This window comes from Aureitalea sp. L0-47, from assembly GCF_026126405.1.
GTDB lineage: Bacteria > Bacteroidota > Bacteroidia > Flavobacteriales > Flavobacteriaceae > Pukyongia.
In genome coordinates, this window is the sequence record NZ_JAFMTQ010000013.1 from 92,940 (window position 1) to 108,136 (window position 15,197).

The 15,197-nt window shown below is 41.2% G+C and carries 14 protein-coding genes; 3 read left to right on the forward strand and 11 right to left on the reverse strand.

Annotated elements, in window-relative coordinates:
* Window positions 1–16 precede the first annotated feature (16 nt).
* The 3 genes from J1N09_RS12360 to ccsA all read right to left on the reverse strand — a co-directional run bounded on the left by J1N09_RS12360 (window position 17) and on the right by ccsA (window position 4,096).
* Complete coding sequence (locus J1N09_RS12360; RefSeq protein WP_265200542.1) at window positions 17–235, reverse strand: DUF2892 domain-containing protein; 219 nt, start codon at window positions 233–235, stop codon at window positions 17–19.
* A 69-nt stretch (window positions 236–304) separates the two neighbouring features.
* The gene (locus J1N09_RS12365) at window positions 305–889 is read right to left on the reverse strand and encodes a Crp/Fnr family transcriptional regulator (RefSeq protein WP_265200543.1); all 585 of its coding nucleotides are present in this window, start codon (window positions 887–889) and stop codon (window positions 305–307) included.
* Between the two features lie 84 nt (window positions 890–973).
* On the reverse strand, window positions 974–4,096 hold the full coding sequence (gene ccsA, locus J1N09_RS12370) for a cytochrome c biogenesis protein (protein ID WP_265200544.1): 3,123 nt from the start codon (window positions 4,094–4,096) through the stop codon (window positions 974–976).
* A 223-nt stretch (window positions 4,097–4,319) separates the two neighbouring features.
* Between ccsA and J1N09_RS12375 the strand changes: the two genes are divergently transcribed.
* Window positions 4,320–4,739, forward strand: coding sequence for a hypothetical protein (locus J1N09_RS12375; protein ID WP_265200545.1), 420 nt, complete (start codon window positions 4,320–4,322; stop codon window positions 4,737–4,739).
* A 2-nt stretch (window positions 4,740–4,741) separates the two neighbouring features.
* Here the strand turns inward: J1N09_RS12375 and J1N09_RS12380 are convergent, their stop codons facing one another.
* From J1N09_RS12380 to J1N09_RS12410, 7 genes are all read right to left on the reverse strand, one after another.
* Complete coding sequence (locus J1N09_RS12380; RefSeq protein WP_265200546.1) at window positions 4,742–5,743, reverse strand: DUF4397 domain-containing protein; 1,002 nt, start codon at window positions 5,741–5,743, stop codon at window positions 4,742–4,744.
* A gap of 112 nt (window positions 5,744–5,855) precedes the next feature.
* A complete protein-coding gene (locus J1N09_RS12385) occupies window positions 5,856–6,482 on the reverse strand; it encodes a carbonic anhydrase family protein (RefSeq protein WP_265200547.1) in 627 nt (208 codons plus the stop codon).
* 32 nt (window positions 6,483–6,514) lie between these two features.
* Window positions 6,515–7,306, reverse strand: a complete 792-nt coding sequence (locus J1N09_RS12390) for a universal stress protein (RefSeq protein WP_265200548.1) — start codon at window positions 7,304–7,306, stop codon at window positions 6,515–6,517.
* Between the two features lie 24 nt (window positions 7,307–7,330).
* Window positions 7,331–8,908 (reverse strand): SulP family inorganic anion transporter, encoded by a 1,578-nt coding sequence (locus tag J1N09_RS12395; RefSeq protein ID WP_265200549.1) that lies wholly within the window; start codon window positions 8,906–8,908, stop codon window positions 7,331–7,333.
* A 67-nt stretch (window positions 8,909–8,975) separates the two neighbouring features.
* Window positions 8,976–9,257, reverse strand: coding sequence for a hypothetical protein (locus J1N09_RS12400; protein ID WP_265200550.1), 282 nt, complete (start codon window positions 9,255–9,257; stop codon window positions 8,976–8,978).
* 145 nt (window positions 9,258–9,402) lie between these two features.
* Window positions 9,403–11,166, reverse strand: a complete 1,764-nt coding sequence (locus J1N09_RS12405; protein ID WP_265200551.1) for a hypothetical protein — start codon at window positions 11,164–11,166, stop codon at window positions 9,403–9,405.
* A 9-nt stretch (window positions 11,167–11,175) separates the two neighbouring features.
* Window positions 11,176–11,604, reverse strand: coding sequence for a hypothetical protein (locus J1N09_RS12410; RefSeq protein ID WP_265200552.1), 429 nt, complete (start codon window positions 11,602–11,604; stop codon window positions 11,176–11,178).
* A 205-nt stretch (window positions 11,605–11,809) separates the two neighbouring features.
* On the opposite strand from J1N09_RS12410, the gene J1N09_RS12415 reads away from it, so the two are divergent.
* Window positions 11,810–12,823, forward strand: a complete 1,014-nt coding sequence (locus J1N09_RS12415) for a M28 family metallopeptidase (protein WP_265200553.1) — start codon at window positions 11,810–11,812, stop codon at window positions 12,821–12,823.
* Between the two features lie 31 nt (window positions 12,824–12,854).
* On the opposite strand, the gene J1N09_RS12420 is transcribed toward J1N09_RS12415, so the two are convergent.
* Complete coding sequence (locus tag J1N09_RS12420; RefSeq protein WP_265200554.1) at window positions 12,855–13,751, reverse strand: Brp/Blh family beta-carotene 15,15'-dioxygenase; 897 nt, start codon at window positions 13,749–13,751, stop codon at window positions 12,855–12,857.
* Between the two features lie 101 nt (window positions 13,752–13,852).
* Between J1N09_RS12420 and J1N09_RS12425 the strand changes: the two genes are divergently transcribed.
* Window positions 13,853–14,587, forward strand: a complete 735-nt coding sequence (locus J1N09_RS12425) for a bacteriorhodopsin-like (RefSeq protein WP_265200555.1) — start codon at window positions 13,853–13,855, stop codon at window positions 14,585–14,587.
* The last annotated feature ends 610 nt before the right edge of the window (window positions 14,588–15,197 follow it).

Consider the following 15,197-nt stretch of genomic DNA (forward strand, 5'->3'; position numbering starts at 1 on the left):
ACTGCTCTTTATTTATTCAATGTTGTTCCTGACCTTTTAATGGGCAGGTCCTAATTCCAAGCGGTGCGTAAAGTGGGCAAAAGCTTATTAAACTCGTTAATACAAATACTCCTGCCAGTACCAAAAGTACTATCCCTAGTGTTCCGGAAATTGTTCCTGTGAAATAAAGAACTGCGACGATTGCAGCGATTATTACTCTAATAATTCGATCTGCTGTACCCATGTTTTTTTTCATGATATAAGTTTTTAAGTTTCGATTTATATCAAATATATGTGAAGTAAAATCTTCTTGCAGTGACTACAGTCACAGCTCACTGATAATCTTTATTTCTCCCGAATTTTGAACAACAATACCCTCTATTTCAAGTTTTTTCATGATCCTTGAAATTACTTCTCTGGCTGTTCCCAGTTCATTCGCCAGTTGGCCGTGACTTATCTTAATTGAATCGCCATTGGCTATTTCGATTTTTCTTTTCAGATGGTCGAACAATCGTTTGTCCATTTTGTCTAGTAGCAAGTGACTAATGGTATCTAGTAGCTCAGTGTACCTCAAATTGAATTGGTTGTAAAACAATTCATTGAATTCGGGGTATTCTTTTAGCCATTTCGGTAGAAGTGACACAGGGATCAATAGGATCTTAGAATCTTCTTCGGTTTCTGCAAATACTCTACTCGGTGTGTTCTTCAGTGCTGCATAGAACGACATTACACAGCTCTGTGCTGGTTCGATATAGTACAGCAACAATTCCCTTTCATCGAATCTTGAATAGACCTTTACAAATCCCTCAACTACTATCGGCAATACTTTAACATATTGATCCTCTCTTAAAATTTCAGTTCCTTTAGGAATTGTTTTTATACTTGATTCAGCGAGGATTGTATCCAGCAAGTCAGGTTTTAAAAAGGATAATATGCTTTTGTCAAAGTCCACTTTAGTGATGTTGTTTGATGTAGTTAACAAAGATTAAATAAGTCAGGATATCTCCTTAAACGTTCGTTTCCTCAGGTATGCAAGGAAACTGATCAGGATCACACAACTCACTACGATGTACACCCACTGTGGAATTGGCACGGGATCACCGGTTGCGTATGAATGCAATCCTGAAAGGTAATAGTTCACGCCGTAATATGTCATAATCACCGAAGCCAGTCCGAAAATAGTTGCCAGGTTGAAAGCATAGGTCCCTCTTAATTTAGGTATTAACCTCATGTGCAGGATAAAGGCATAAACAAGTATGGTCACCAGCGCCCAGGTTTCCTTGGCATCCCAGCCCCAGTATCGGCCCCAGGATTCATTCGCCCAAACACCTCCTAAATAAGTACCGACACTCATCATAAAAAGCCCTCCTATTAACGTTAATTCGCTGATGTAGGACATCTCTGTTACAATGCGTTTCACACGAAGTTTATTCTTCTCTGTGAGGAAGATCATAAGTATCAGGTTGATCAAACCAATGATAGCTCCCAGCATCAGGAAACCATAACTACCTGCCTCCAATGAAACGTGAATGGTGAGCCAATAGGATCGTAATACAGGAACTAGGGGTGTTATTTCAGGATCGAGAAAACTTAAGGTAGATACGAATAGGATGGTACCGGCGAGTACCATGGTCGCGGCTAATCCACCGAAGGATTTCCGTGTAAATAACAGCCCTGCCAAAGTTGAGGTCCAGGCAATATAGATCATGGATTCGTAGCCATTGCTCCAGGGAGCTCTTCCGGATACATACCAGCGCATTCCTAGTCCAAGGGTATGTAACACAAAACCGAGTAATATTATGGAGAACAGCACCCAATATACCTTCCTTAGCCTAAGGTTTGGTTTAAAAACCGAAAGGAACAAGAAGAATAACAACAGCACTCCCAGGATCATATATAATCCGGCCAGGCGAGTAAACACATTCATGTTATTCAGCCGAATCTCGGTATTGATCTTTCCTTCGGAAGGAACAACCGCCGCGCCCTGTTGCTGTTGGAACGTCTTCAATTCGTCCAGTAGATGTCCGGCATGCTGAAAGTTTCGCGAAGTCGTCGCCTGTTTCAAAGCAGTTCCGTAAGCATTAAAGAATCGCTCCGCCACAGAGCTATGATCATGGCCATCGTCCTGTGGATGGTTATGACCACCAAATGCTTGCCATGTGTTGTTCGGGTCGTTAGGAACGGGGACAATTTTCAGTAAACTCCCTGAGAACAGCATACTAACGATATTAAGCCGCTCGTCAATTTTAATGAGCTCCTTCGCATAGACTCCTCGGTCCACAGGATCGAGGCCATAAACGCGTCTCACTTCATCTCTTAGTTTGTATTCTCCTTTTTCGGTGAAAAAATCCTTATAGGAAGCGTAAGAATCACTCGCTCCTATTAATTTCAAGACGTCGGAATGCTTTCCTAGCTTGATCATCTTAACGTCATACCAGTCCTGCTTATTCACGAACATTCCCAGTATTACCTGGTCTGCTGTAAGACCTTCCCAACTCTCCTTACGTGCAATCTTTCTCATTACCTCCCTGGAAAGGGTGTGCATGGGTTTCATGCGCCCTTTGAAATCCTGCACCACCAATTTACTGAAGGCTTCGGCATGTTCTTCTGATACGGCCCGTTGCTTGTATTCCTGAGCATAGGTGGTAGTCGCTAGTGAAATGAATAAAATAGCTATGAAAGTTCCACTTTTAGCTCTTAGTTTTTTAATTTTTTGAAGTACTGCGTAAAACCTTGTTTTCTTGCTGAAAAATGTTAGGATCATCCCAAGAGTGAGCAAGGCATAACCTATGTAGGAAACCAAGGTACCCCAGAAATCGTGATTCACACTTAGATAAGTTCCCTTTTCATCACGGTCGAATGAGGACTGAAAAAATCGATATCCTCGATAATTCAGGATGTTATTCATGAAAATACGGTAATTCAAATTTACGTTTTCGGCAGGATCCAGCAGAGTAACCTCGCTTGCATAGGAAGAAGCACTATTGGTGCCCGGATAGCGTTCCATGATAAAATCGTTCAATCGAATACTAAAAGGCACTTCTTTTAGTTTTGAACCGTAAGAAATTTCCAGGTCCATTTCATCAAATCGAAGAAAAGCCGGATTTCCGGTTCGGCCCTTATTTCCATATACATAAGTGGTCTTTGTATTTTCACCCACAGTCACGTCCATCTTAAGAGCAACTATACTCTCGTTTTTTACTTTGGGGTCGTCACTTGTGATCACTATTGCTGCTTCCGGTTCGAATTCAGAAAAAACGAAGTTATTCTGGCCATCGGAATAGAGAGATCTGAGAACTAAGGCCTTGAACTCACCATCAAATTGTATCGTATCTTTGGTTTGGGTAGCCATGACGGTTTGAGTAAGCATTCGATGGTAATTGAGACGCAATTCATCATTTTCATAAACGATATTCACAGCTCCGGCTATGGGTTGCTTTTTGAAGTTGAATATCATTGATCCTATTCGCCTTGAAGTTCCCTCTTCGATCAAATATTCTTCTCTACCGTTGGACCCACCGATAACTACCTTAATTACAGCCGTGCCGCTCAGCGGTTGAGGAACTAATTGTTGTTTCGGATTAGGGATGAAATCCGTGAGACGAACTTTTACTAAGGCTCCATCAACTAGATAGGATTCGTTAAAAGTATTCGATCCAAGGCTAGCAAATAGTACCGGCTCATCAAAGGAATAATCGATACCTTCTTTCTGAACATTGAACATGAGGTAGGGTTCGAACGACAAAAACTCAGAAGTTTGATCATTCTCCCGAATGTGCATAACACCTTCAAAACTGAAATATCGAGTAATTGCAGCACCGAGTATAATTATCAGGATGGCTCCATGGAACATCAGTAGTGCCCATTTTTTCATTTGAACCATTCGGTACACATAAATGTTATATAAAATGGTACATGCGAATAGCAATAACAACAATTCGAACCACCATGCCTTGTACACAAGTTTTTGTGCAGCACTTGTTCCAAAGTCATTTTCAATAAAGGTTGCTGCACCAATGGCGCCTGCAAAAAGTATGAAATACAAGCCTGCAGCCCTTGTATTAACTAAATAGGTTAGAACTTTTCGAATCTTGGAAATAATGATGTTCGTGTTCATAGCGAATTACTCAAAAATAGCTGAAATAATCATTGATTCCCAATAAGATGATCCCGGAGCGGTTGATCATTTTAAACATTTATATATATAGGGTATAACAGTAAATTCAATAAATACCCTACCCGCTTCTCCATGAAATCATAGATTTTAACAACCTACTCGAAATCCAAGATAGTATATTCTAAGTATCGAACTACCTTGTTCATACTAAAATCCGTATATCATGAAAAGAATAATCCCACTCCTGATTCTTACATTAGTTTGTCTAAATGTGAGTGCCCAAAATCAAAAACTTCTCGTAAAAGGCCTTATGGCGACCAACCAGACCGCCACCATGAACGTGGAAAGTGCCGCTTTTAAATCGGTGCTCATCAATCCTAATGGTAATCCCACCGCAAACAACACAACCTATAAGTACTACTTCAAACGCCGAATGGACAATCGTTCTCCTAAGATCGCACAAGGTGCTAAAACCGGTCGTGTCTACTCTCAGGCGCAGGTATGGACCAAGGATCACGCTGGAAAAGTTGTGAAATACAAACTGCAGAATGCATTTATTTCAATGTATGCGGAACATTACGAGAACGGAAAGCCTCCTATGGAGACCTTTGTGGTCACCTATCAGAACAGAACAAAAATTTAGGGCTAGCGCTTTACGAACTTCTTAGAAGCAACTCTCTGATTGTCCTTGTATATATTCAGAATGTAAACTCCTGCGGTTAATCCGCGGACACTAATTTCTGAATTTTGACCGCTATACCGATTCTCTAATAGCTGCTTTCCCTGGATATCTGTGATTTGAACCTGGTAGTTAGAAAGATTCAAACCATCCAGCCGGATCACATCTGTTGCCGGATTGGGATATAAACTGAATTGTAGCGCTTCGGAATCGCCTACAGAAAGTGGTGCCGGCGGTAGGGGGATCATAGCGCCTCCTGCAGGTGAGATTGCGTAGAGTCCGAAGGCTGGCCCGTTCGAATTCATGGAAGGTTCAAAAAAGCCGGAAGCGATCACTGTAACGGCTACCCCTTGAACACCTAATGACTCGAGGGCAGCGATATAAGCCGCAATTCCCTGACTCCCATCGGCCGTTCGAATTTGAAATGTATAATTGTCTTCGGGTAGTTCCAGATAACCATCGTATTCGGAATAGGAAATATCGTCAACCACCTGACCTAATCCAACTTCAGTCTCATACACATCAACAGTAGGTGCATCGGTTGAGCCGTGATGTACCAGGAGATCAACTTCTAACGGATTGTTCGCCACTTCCCTACCCATATCGTACACATACAGATCAAAAGGTGGTGCCGGATCATACCCGGTTGGACTCACGATCCCTTCAGCAATCATGATATAAGTCTCCCCTTCTTCAAGGGTATAGGTTTCGGTGAAAAAGGCATCAAGCGCACTCATGCTATCGCCGGGAGCCACGGCCAGAACCAGCGGAACGCCCGCAGGAAGGTCGGTAAATGGAGACGACGTTCGGAAATTTACATCTGGTAGCGTCAACATACCATTCAAATAAACGTCTACGGTGGATGTAAGAGCATCTGCCGAATTGTGCACTACCTGTACACGTGCCACCTGGGCCTGAATACCAAGGCCAAGCAATATCGAAATTAGAAATAGGAATTGTTTTTTCATAGTGTACTTTTTTTGGACGTATAGTCGATCGTAAAGTTATAGATTTCAGAAGGAAACAAAAAAAGCCGCCCGACAAGTCGGACGGTTTATCTCGTTCTATTTCAGTAATACATTAATAGAATGTCACAGACCCATCACTGATATCGTACATACCTCCAACGATGTTGATCTCACCATTTTCCTCCATTTCTTTCAGAACAGGACTCCAGTTACGAATATTATCCATGGTCATTTCTACATTCGCCTTGGCAACATTATTTACAAATTCTATGTTTCCAGAATTTCTCAGGCTATCATCTGCCGGCTCCGGAACAGCGAGTACGGCAGGTTCCAGTTTATTGATCAGCTTGGTAAGATTCCCGAGACGCGCATGGTCGCAGGCTCCTTTTACTGCTCCGCAGGCAGTATGTCCAAGAACAACTACCAATTTGGTCCCGGCTAATTTGCAGGCAAACTCCATGCTTCCTAGAATATCATCGTTCACGAAGTTTCCGGCAATGCGGATGCTGAATACGTCTCCTATACCCTGATCGAAGACCAATTCCGCAGATACCCTGGAATCGATACAGTGTAAAACTGTAGCAAATGGGTATTGACCGGTTGATGTATCGCTTACCTGTTCACCGAGATTACGATGTACCATGTTGTTATTTACAAAACGAGCATTCCCGTCCTTCAACGCCTGAAGTGCCGTTTGTGGCGTCATCGCCGCTTGTGTTTCTTTTGTTTGTGCTTTCATAAAATTCGGTTATAGTGTGTTAGTTAATAGACTCACGCCAACAAAAGGGACGATGGAAGTTGGTTAATGACTCCATTCATATTCGCAGGAGAAGCATTCCGGCTTCTTCTAGTCACATAATCGCGATCTAAGAACAGTAAATTTACATTATTTCTAAGAACATATTTCGATAAGTTCTTAACGGCATTATCGCCTGGTTCAAAAGCATATTCCACTGTCTTAAAAGGCATGGTACTGGATGATTGGGTATCACTTGACTTGTTAACAATCCTAAAAGACTTCACAGGTTGTGACGAGATTTTAAGGAGGTCTTCCACAATACCTTTAGGTGCATCAGAACCTGAAGCAGAGAGCAGTCCCAAAGAGAGTTGTTCATTAAGCTCCAAAACCTGATCCGTGGCAGAAATCAAAACAGGTCCATTGAATTCATTTACCACAAATTGGGTAAGTCGATCACCTTCCCATGGAAGTACTTTTTTAGGCCTTTTTCCAAGGATTACAAGGTCAGGATTCAATTCATTCAGATACTTTCCTATATGGTTTTTCACATTTCCGATAGCGATCTTGCTCCGAATTTTAGTATCCGTGGATTTCTGGAATGGCTCCAATAGTTCTCGCATTTTCCCATCTATTTTCATATGGGTATCCGTAAGGGTTTTTATAGCGGATATATGATTTTCGTTTTGAACTGCGTCTGTCGCTTTCTTAACGTATAAAAAGGTCAATACTGCGTTCAAACTATTCGCAACATTGATAGAGTTCCGTACTATATTGAGTTGTGGTTTATCTAGATTGATTAGAACCACTATATTATTTTTTTTCATGATTGTTATTTTTTTTTTGGCCAATTATGCCGTTTTCGGTAATAATTTGAAATATTCTATGAAACTAGGAGGATTTTCAACAGTACCTCCTTCGGAAATAATCTTGATATCGATATTTCGCTCCTTTGCCTTGTAAGCAAAATCTTCCAGGATTTCGATGATGTCATTATCCAGGTATCGTGTCTGGCGAACATCCAACTCTAGATATGTATCCCTGGGAAGGCTATCCAGTTCCTTTAAAATGGCTCCCTTATTAAAAAAGGTCACCTCTTCGGCCAGGGTCATTTTGATTTTATGCTTCCCGTTACTTTTATCTTGAATATGCAGGAAGTGAGAGTTTTGATAACTCTTAAACAAGATTACGATAATACCAACACCCAATCCAAGACCAATACCAACCAACAGATCAGTAAAAATAATACCTCCCACAGTCACTGTAAATGGCAGAAACTGTTTCCAGCCCATTTGGTACATCTTCTTAAAGAGTGATGGCTTAGCCAGTTTATATCCTACAACTAAGAGTATGGCAGCTAAAACAGATAATGGAATCTTATTTAATAATGTTGGGATAAGTATTACTGAAATCAACAGGAAGAAACCGTGAATGATGGCAGATGCTTTCGACTTTCCACCCGATTGAATATTGGCGGAACTACGAACAATTACCTGTGTGATTGGCAGTCCACCGATGAGTCCCGAAAGAATGTTACCGGTTCCCTGCGCTAAAAGTTCTCGGTTGGTAGGAGTAACTCGTTTTTCCGGGTCCAGTTTATCGGTAGCTTCTACACAGAGCAGGGTTTCCAGACTGGCCACCAAGGCAATAGTAAAAGCAGTAACCCAGATTTCCGGGTTGGTGATAGCCGCAAAATTCGGGAAGGTGAATTGTGCTAAGAAGGAACTCGCGTCTTCAGGCGCCGGAACAGTTACCAGGTTCTCGCTTGCGATAGCCATGCTGGTTCCATCGGTTAAACTAAAAAATACAATTCCGAAGATAACCGCTACCAGCGGCCCCTGGATCAACTTGAATATCTTGGACTTTTTTGCCAACACCTTCTCCCAAAGGATCAGGATTCCCAATCCAACTACCGCAACAATGGTGGAGCCAAGACTAATGGCATTCATGGTTTTAAAGATTTCGGAGAAGGTAGTTTCTCCATCTACCTGGAAGAATGCGAAGTCACCTTCGGGATCTGCATCGTAACCAAAAAAGTGCGGGATTTGTTTCAGAATAATAATGATCCCGATACCTGTTAGCATTCCTTTAATTACTGAAGAAGGGAAATAGTACCCAATTACTCCAGCTTTCAGAATACCAAAAACAATTTGAATAATTCCTCCAAGTACAACAGCTAGTAGAAAGTTTTCGAAACCACCCAGGGCGCCAATGGCAGTAAGTACAATGGCAGCTAATCCTGCGGCCGGACCACTTACACCAATGGCTGAACCACTAAGAGATCCTACAACGATCCCCCCAACAATTCCGGCGATGAGTCCTGAAAATAGCGGAGCTCCACTCGCCAGTGCGATACCCAGACATAGTGGTAAAGCAACGAAGAATACGACTATACTCGACGGTAAGTCGCTTTTAAGATTTTTGAACATAGTATATTGATTTTCACTCAGTTGTTAACCGAGTAATGTTTGTTTTGTTTTTGCGTTGAATGGAAAATCAACTATGTTCAGGAGGGGGAAGGATAATTTCGGGATGAAACTGATTGGAACCATCCAGGTAATGAGATGCCCTGGCCATTAGTATTCCAATCAATGTATTCTCATGTACTTGCAAGTCCTGGAAATATACCTGCTTCTCTTCCAGTTCGGAAGTGTTTTGCTGCTTTTTGTTCTCTTTATTCTCTTCTTCGTTGATCTCTATGATAGCTATCTGACTGATGTCGTCCACGACCAAAGGAATAATGGCCGGAGCTAACAGAGAAAAGATCACCGTTATCATTAGAAAATATTGTAAAAAGCTCTTTATCATAGTAACACTCACAAATATTAAAAATATTACTATGAATAAAAAGGGGTTTAACAATTAATTAGTCTGGTTAAACAAAAAGGCGTTTAATGACGCCTTTTTGTTTAAAATTACTTGACTAATTTGTGGGTGTTGTCTTCACATTATTTACCGGAATACCGGGAAAGTTAAACGGAAGATTTACCCCAAAATACCAGTATGGGGCATCGATGGTTACATTATATCCATAGCCAACACTAATAATATCTCGTATTGCAGTGGCGATTATACCCACACCAAATTCCGGAGTACCATCGGTATCCAGATCGGGGGAAGCAAAATTAATCCCAAGTCCGAAGTCGACAATATTGTTGTAGGTCATTGACTTTCTAGATCCGAACTTAAAAAGCAAGGATGCCCCCGGAGCAAAATAAAATTTACGTTCAGGTTCAAAATCAAGACTGCTCTCGTTGGGATTCATCAATAGCATACCAACAGCTACTTCCGATCGTATACCGATAAGTTGCATGGTGAGTAAATGCTCTTCCAGAGTAATTATTTGTTCCGGCATACCATCTTCAGAAGCAGGAAAACGAAGAACCACTTCGATCAAGAGTTGATCGCCATTCGACCTGTTACCCGTCCCCTTAAGATTGATAAAACCCTTCTGGGGAAGCGTAGTTGCCGTGAATTTGAGTACTTCCTTACCAATTTCTTTGTTCTTTATGAAATTAGACTGTCGTTTAACAATTAAAGACAGCGCTTTGGTCAGATTGTCGTAATCATCTTTCAAGGCGCTGTAACAGCCCGTAAAACTTGTTACTAGCGTATCTGCCTTAGTTTGAAGTGTTGCGATCGATGCAGCAGTTCTCTTGAATGAATCGAAAGAAATGGAAATACTTTCGAATTCCTGTTTTAGGTTCTTGAGCGCATCCGCTGCCTGGAATACTGTATCTACATCCCAGGAATCAAAGTTCTTATTAAACAGGTCGATCAGCACCTGAAGACTACCGAGGTCTTTGTAAATTTTGGACGAAATGTTTTTTAGATCCGTTGTAAAGGGGCCCGCCAGTTGTGGATCCTGCAGCATATCGTTAAGATTGTCTTTAACCTCACCAATACAATCAAGGTTCGGGAAGTTAGCTTTAAAAAGCTGTTTTAACTCATCGAATAAAGTTGCATTGCTTTTATTTAATTCTTCCGCCTTTGCTCTCAGATCTTCCAGCTTTTTCTTTTGTTCTTCTGAAAGAGTCGTCACCCAACGATCAATAGTTACATAATCGCGTTCGGTGTAGGTGTCGAAGTTCTTAACATGCACTCTATCACCACCTGAAGGGTCCTTTTTGAACGCCAGCAAACTCACTGAATATGCTTGAGGTTTCGAAGTGTTGAGATCTTCTACCAGTTTATCCAGATCATTATTTAAATTTTGAATGATATATGCCTCCGCAGGGAGATCCTGACTTCCTGTAATGCCGTATACATTGTCATACTCCGCATACAAGGCATTCACTTGTGCCCTTAGCTCGCTATTCTGACCTACCAGCATAAGGAATCTATCTATTTGAAAGAAAAATGTTTGCTGCTGGTCCCTGGAAGGCATACTTGATTGGAGAATATTGATAATGGATTCCTGGTTTTCCAGGGCCTTTTGCAAAGCGTCTATCTTGCTTTCAAGCTCCACCTGTGTTTTCAATTGAGGATACTGAAGTTCTATCGCCTTGAGCACTTCCCGTTTGTTAACATCCACCTCTAATGAGGAATTGATGTCTACAATCTTGGGGCCACTCATTTCAACAGTGCGTGTCTTTCCATTATCCGCTTTCTCTTGAATGGTCACGATCTGGGCAAACCCTGAAATGCCAAGGAAGCAAACCAGTACTATTGTGATTAATTTTCTCATAGCTTACAATCAGGTATTTGGATTATTTGTAAAGGCGATATCATCAGACTGCGCCTTGAAGAAGGACTGCTGAAGGCTCACATAGTCCAGCACACCATTTTTTTGTATTACCCCGTCTGCCAGGTCCTGGATTGGAGACAAACTGAAACATTTGATGTCATCGTAGTCCATGTCCTTAGTATTGGGTGATTCGGCTAGTTTTTGCTCTAAAGTACCTCTAAGTACTTCGTAATCCCTTACCCACAAAACCCAGCGCTCCATATTGAAGTAGATCTTGTGAGCCAAACTGTCTGCAGTGGGCATAGCGGTTCTTATGGTGTCTGTATCACCGATTATTATCATGAGAACCAGCATTTCCTTTTCAATGAAAGATTGGAAAAGCTGTTTAGCAAGATTCGGATCGTCAGTCGGAATAATTGTTGTTCGTTTTAAATTCATCGCATTAGTTTTATGATTTAAAGATACTAAAGCGTTACACCATTTAAGTGCCTGGTAACGGGTATACTGGAAATTTCAGGGAAAATCCTGTATTCTGAAAAGGGATAATACTCTAGGCCGGATGAGGCTTTATTTTCACAAAATTTTTACAATCTACCGTCGTCATTACTGTATCTTTAGCCGCAATTACATAACTTTTAACCTGATGAAACAACTATTTATACTCGCGCTTTCTGTATTAACTATCTCATGCAATTCCGCGCAAACCAATGTTAGCACAACTGTGATGAGTAAGGTCGATTACGCGAGTACTATCACAGCCGAAGACCTTAAAACACATTTGTACACTTTTGCTTCAGATCAAATGGAAGGTCGAATGACCGGTACCGATGGTCAGAAACTGGCCGCCGAATATCTTCGGAATTTTTACATGGACCAGGGAATTCCTTCACCGATCGAAGAGAATAACTACTATCAGAATATCCCCGCGAGTTATCTGGGAAGACGCGTTACCAATGATTCTGAAAATATCGTTGCCTACATAAAAGGTTCAGAAAAACCAGAAGAGGTGATCGTGCTTTCGGCCCATTACGATCACGTTGGAAAACGAGACAACGGAGATATTTACAATGGTGCAGATGATGATGGAAGCGGGACCGTAGCCATGCTCGAAATTGCCGAGGCTTTTCAGAAGGCGGTTAAGGATGGAAACGGACCAAAACGTTCTATTCTCTTTCTCCATGTTACTGGAGAAGAGATCGGACTTTACGGTTCGAAATACTATACTGAAAATCCTTTGTTTCCTTTGGAAAATACCCTGTGCAATCTAAATACCGATATGATAGGCCGTATCGACCCGGATAAGGCTGGAGGTGAAGATTATATATACTTAATTGGGAGTGACAAATTAAGTCAGGAGTTGCACGACCTTTCGGAAGCTGTTAATGAAAAATATGTAAATCTTGAATTGGACTATAAGTTCAACGACGATAACGATCCTAATAGATTCTACTATCGAAGTGACCATTACAACTTTGCCAAGAAGAATATTCCAGTTATTTTTTACTTCAACGGTGTTCACGAGGACTATCACCAGCCTACCGACACACCTGATAAGATCGAATATGAACTAATGAGTAAAAGAGCAAGATTGATCTTTCACACAGCCTGGGAAGTGGCCAACAGGGAGGAAAGAATTATTGCGGATAAGCTTAAATAACATGAAGAAAGAATTCTTAAAAGCCGAATGTTTATTCATTCGGCTTTTTTTGTCCGTACATCCTGGTAATTATAAAAGAATGAGCAAACGTAATAGCGCCTAGAAATGCGAAGAACAGCGGCATGATGATCTCCTGATTATCTTTGAAAATATAGAATAACATTAACATTGATCCTACGGAAATCGCCCAAATGATCGAGGAAGACTTGAGATATAGTTTAAAACTGGGGAGACTAACCTCTCCATATAAATATTTTAGTTGCCCGAATATTGAAGGAATACTGTGCCAGTATATGAAATAGATCGCAAAGGCCCAGATAAGATCAGCATACCTAAATACTATCCCGAAAACCAATAATAGGAAGCATTCGAAAGCTACCCTTCCGTAATCAATTTGTTTTTTAACAAGAAGATAGAACACAGCAATAACCGTAAGGACTAGCGAACTTAAGAGACCATAAACAAACCAGGATTCAGGTATGATTTGTCCGCTAAGAGAGCTGATGATTTCCTGAGTAGCACCCATATTCGTATAAAAAAGCAAAAACAAAATTAACAGGCCGTATCCCGCGAAGAACAGACCCCGAAATCCTTTTGGTTGCAACGTTTCTAAACTTTCCCAATGCTGTTCGCCAAAATGATAAGCGCTAAAGAGGATAAAGCCTGCCAGTGCCAGTTCGGGTAACCAGTAAAAGAAGGCACCAGCGATAAGAACTACTAGGATGTAAGAGCCTAATACTATTATTAATCTCCTTAATCCCGAGACAGATCGCAACTTGCTCATAATCGCCAAGTCATTGCTCCCGTGAAGAATTCCTACAGAAAAAATAAGAAAGAAGGCAACTAATTCCTGCTCCGACCCCGAGAAGTAATTCGTGAGCCATAAACTGAAAAGCGTTATAAAAACTGCTACTTTCTTAAAATTCATAAAGCAAAACTAAAATGTTAGCAAATATTTAAGGGAATGATTGGGAATCTTTTAACACCTTTCTGTTTAACTTTGATTGAAATTAATTAAACAAAATTTATATGGAAACGTTTTCAAACTTTATTTCACTCGTACCCAAGCTTGCGCCGGACGACTATGTAGGTTTTACATTTTTCGTTGGTTGTATGGCTATGATGGCAGCTTCTGCCTTCTTTTTTCTGTCTATGAATAGTTTCGATAGGAAGTGGAGAACTTCTATCCTAGTTTCAGGACTTATTACGTTTATTGCCGCAGTTCACTACTGGTATATGCGAGATTATTGGGCAACCAATGCAGAATCACCAACCTTTTTCCGCTACGTAGATTGGATTCTTACCGTGCCACTTATGTGCGTTGAGTTCTATCTTATATTAAAAGTAGCTGGAGCTAAAAAATCTTTGATGTGGAAACTCATCTTTCTTTCAGTAGTAATGCTAGTAACAGGATACTTAGGTGAAGGAGTAGATCGAGACAATGCCTGGTTATGGGGTCTTATATCCGGTATTGCCTACTTTGTAATTGTATACGAAATCTGGTTAGGCGGCGCTGCGAAGCTGGCGAAAGCAGCTGGTGGATCGGTTCAAAGTGCTCACAAAATCCTATGCTGGTTCGTACTAGTGGGATGGGCTATTTATCCAATTGGATATATGGCTGGAACTCCAGGATGGTACGAAGGTATCTTCGGCGGACTTAGCATGGATGTCTTCTACAACATAGCAGATGCCATTAATAAGATTGGATTTGGTCTGGTTATTTATAACCTGGCCGTTCAACAAACTTCCACCCAGGAAGCATAAATAGTTGTTGTTGTTTAAAACCCCTTCGCGGAGGGGTTTTCGTTATTTATTAGTTAATCCTAACAAAAAATCAGGTAAATTATCAAGAATTTACTATTTTGCGTTGCTACAGTCGTGTGATCATTAACGGCATTCGTACCTCTAACCGCTTAGATCACAGCTGAATTACAATATTGAAAATTGACAGTTCACATGAGCTGATCAGGAAACATAATTTAGAGGTTATGTATTCTATAAGCCCCTTTTCGGAGGGGCTTTTTTATTGAGCCCGTTCTCTTTCGTCTTTCTTGTTTTCTGAAAATGCTTGTCACTCTGAACTCGATTCAGGGTCTCGGGATTACTCGCTATCACCTTCGTTAAAACTTCGGTGATCAGAGACGCTCGTGATCCGGACCGAGCGTAAAAAAAGTGTCCGGTGGACACTTTTAGCGAAGGGGCCAGCTGGCGTGGTGGCTATTCCTTAATATACCGCTGCAGATACTATGGCTTCAATGTGCTTTTCATTCCTTGTCACACTGAACTCGATTCAGGGTCTCGGGATTACTCGCTATCACCTTCGTTAAAACTTCGGTGATCAGAGACGCTCGTGATCCCGGACCAAGCGTAAAAA

Excerpts from the sequence above, each read along its gene's own strand:
- ccsA (WP_265200544.1), bottom strand. The coding sequence starts at position 4,096 with ATGAACACGAACATCATTATTTCCAAGATTCGAAAAGTTCTAACCTAT.
- J1N09_RS12400 (WP_265200550.1), bottom strand. The coding sequence starts at position 9,257 with ATGATAACGGTGATCTTTTCTCTGTTAGCTCCGGCCATTATTCCTTTG.
- J1N09_RS12425 (WP_265200555.1), top strand. The coding sequence starts at position 13,853 with ATGGAAACGTTTTCAAACTTTATTTCACTCGTACCCAAGCTTGCGCCG.
- J1N09_RS12395 (WP_265200549.1), bottom strand. The coding sequence starts at position 8,908 with ATGTTCAAAAATCTTAAAAGCGACTTACCGTCGAGTATAGTCGTATTC.
- J1N09_RS12390 (WP_265200548.1), bottom strand. The coding sequence starts at position 7,306 with ATGAAAAAAAATAATATAGTGGTTCTAATCAATCTAGATAAACCACAA.
- J1N09_RS12385 (WP_265200547.1), bottom strand. The coding sequence starts at position 6,482 with ATGAAAGCACAAACAAAAGAAACACAAGCGGCGATGACGCCACAAACG.
- J1N09_RS12420 (WP_265200554.1), bottom strand. The coding sequence starts at position 13,751 with ATGAATTTTAAGAAAGTAGCAGTTTTTATAACGCTTTTCAGTTTATGG.
- J1N09_RS12375 (WP_265200545.1), top strand. The coding sequence starts at position 4,320 with ATGAAAAGAATAATCCCACTCCTGATTCTTACATTAGTTTGTCTAAAT.
- J1N09_RS12410 (WP_265200552.1), bottom strand. The coding sequence starts at position 11,604 with ATGAATTTAAAACGAACAACAATTATTCCGACTGACGATCCGAATCTT.
- J1N09_RS12405 (WP_265200551.1), bottom strand. The coding sequence starts at position 11,166 with ATGAGAAAATTAATCACAATAGTACTGGTTTGCTTCCTTGGCATTTCA.
- J1N09_RS12380 (WP_265200546.1), bottom strand. The coding sequence starts at position 5,743 with ATGAAAAAACAATTCCTATTTCTAATTTCGATATTGCTTGGCCTTGGT.
- J1N09_RS12360 (WP_265200542.1), bottom strand. The coding sequence starts at position 235 with ATGAAAAAAAACATGGGTACAGCAGATCGAATTATTAGAGTAATAATC.
- J1N09_RS12415 (WP_265200553.1), top strand. The coding sequence starts at position 11,810 with ATGAAACAACTATTTATACTCGCGCTTTCTGTATTAACTATCTCATGC.